This window comes from Thermococcus sp., from assembly GCF_027008145.1.
Classification (GTDB): Archaea; Methanobacteriota_B; Thermococci; order Thermococcales; family Thermococcaceae; genus Thermococcus.
In genome coordinates this window covers 1-2,008 of record NZ_JALTCZ010000116.1, presented here as the reverse complement: position 1 = coordinate 2,008, position 2,008 = coordinate 1, and the positions used below count along the sequence as shown (strand labels likewise).

Below are 2,008 nucleotides of genomic sequence, written 5' to 3'. Positions count from 1 at the left end.
TCCAGAACCTCTCAACCTTCGTTGGAGGAATGGTCTTCGGCTTGGCCTACTCCCTCGGCGAAGTGCACCTCGGGCTGACCTTTAATTTAGCCCTCCTGGCCTTCCTGCCCGTCTCGCTCGGGCTGGCTGTTGAGGGCATGAGGATCGGCAGGGGTGGCCCTCCAAAACTTTTATAAAAGAGGGGTCAAGCTAAGTTTAGGCTTAGCTTACGCTCATTTGGAGGTGAGATTATGGGACTGAGACCAGCGAAGATTGATAGGGACGTTGACAAGCCCGCTTACACGAGGAGAGAGTACATACGCGGTGCTCCCGGGCCGAAGATAACGATATTCGACATGGGCAACCTCTCGGCCGAGTTTGAGTACGAGGTCAGCCTCCACGCCGAGCAGGCCATGCAGATAAGGCAGAACGCCCTTGAGGCCATCCGTATACAGGTCAACAGGTACCTCCAGAAGAACGTTGGAAGGAGCAACTTCCACTTCAAGATAAGGGTTTTCCCCTTCCAGGTTCTTAGAGAGAACCCGATGGCGACCGGCAGGAAGGCCGACCGTTACGGAAACGGTATGAGGAGACCCTTCGGGAAGCCGATCGGACTTGCCGCGAGGGTCAGGAAAGACCAGAAGATACTCTCCGTCTGGCTGAACGAGAGCCACCTCAAGTTCGCCCTCGGAGCGATGCACAGGGCCAAGATGAAGCTCCCATATTCAGCTTACTACAGGATCTATGACAGGGAAGGCAACGACGTCACCACCAAGGTTCTCTCGACAATGAAGCGCTGAACCTTTCTTCCCCAGCTTTTCTCTATATTCCAAACGGTTATTAATGGGTTTTTCCAACCTTAGAGAGGGGAGTTGGATGGTAAGTTCGTATTTTAAGGCCCTGCTCCTCAAGTTAGGTGTCCCAGAGGAGAGGCTTACGGTCCTTGAGAACAAGGGCGGCATCGCCGAGGATGAGTTCGAGGGCATCAGATACGTCCGCTTCCGCGATTCAGCAAGGGGTTTCAGGAGAGGAACCGCTGTCTTTGAAACAGAAGACGTGGTTCCGGGATTTCCCCACATAAAGCGTGTCGTCCAGCTGGAGAACGGTATCAGGAGGATTTTTAAGAACAGACCCTTCTACGTTGAGGAGAAAGTAGATGGCTATAACGTCCGCGTTGCCAAAGTGGGGAACAGGGTTCTGGCCCTAACCCGGGGAGGCTTCGTCTGCCCGTTCACCACCGAAAGGATACTCGACTTCGTCAGCGGAGAGTTCTTCAGGGATTATCCAAACCTGATTCTAGCGGGAGAAATGGCCGGACCGGAAAGCCCGTACCTTGTCGAAGGCCCACCATACGTAAAGGAAGACATCCAGTTCTTCCTCTTCGACATCCAGGAGAAGGGAACCGGGAGGAGCATCCCAGCGGAGGAGAGATACAGGCTCGCCGAGGAGTACGGGATTCCCCACGTAGAGGTTTTCGGCCTCTACGACCGCTCCCGCTTAGATGAGCTCCACGAGCTAATAGAGAAACTCAGCAGGGAAAACAGGGAAGGGGTCGTAATGAAGACTCCCGATATGAGGAAGGTGGCAAAGTACGTTACACCCTACGCTAATCTCAATGACATAAAGATAGGCTCCCATGTATTCTTCGACCTCCCCGGAGGCTATTTCATGGGAAGGATAAGCAGGCTGGCATTCTACATAGCGGAGAAGAGAATCCGGGGCGAAGGGCTTGAGGAGTACGCCAAAGCCCTCGGTAAGGCACTTTTGAGGCCCCTTGTGGAGAGCATTGAAGAGGTCTCGCACGGGCACGTCGTCGAGGAGACCTTTAAGGTCAGAGTCAAGAGCATAAGCACCGCCCACAGGATGGTTACCCACTTCGAGAAGCTCGGGCTCAGCATACACATCGAGGACATCGAAGACTTAAAGAACGGCTACTGGAGGATAACCTTCAAGAGGGTTTATCCGGACGCAACCCGGGAAATACGGGATCTGTGGAACGGACTGGCATTTGTGGACTGAGAGTTTTTTT

Annotated in this window: 2 protein-coding genes; both read left to right on the top strand. The window is 53.7% G+C overall.

Annotated features, from left to right (window positions below; translation table 11 throughout):
* The first annotated feature begins 230 nt into the window (after positions 1–230).
* Positions 231–779, top strand: coding sequence for a 50S ribosomal protein L16 (locus tag MVD07_RS05650; protein ID WP_297499550.1), 549 nt, complete (start codon positions 231–233; stop codon positions 777–779).
* 76 nt (positions 780–855) lie between these two features.
* Complete coding sequence (locus MVD07_RS05645; protein WP_297499549.1) at positions 856–1,998, top strand: RNA ligase; 1,143 nt, start codon at positions 856–858, stop codon at positions 1,996–1,998.
* Positions 1,999–2,008 lie beyond the last annotated feature (10 nt).

Bases quoted from the DNA above. Each gene is read 5' to 3' on its own strand.
- MVD07_RS05650 (WP_297499550.1), top strand. From the start codon at position 231: ATGGGACTGAGACCAGCGAAGATTGATAGGGACGTTGACAAGCCCGCT.
- MVD07_RS05645 (WP_297499549.1), top strand. From the start codon at position 856: ATGGTAAGTTCGTATTTTAAGGCCCTGCTCCTCAAGTTAGGTGTCCCA.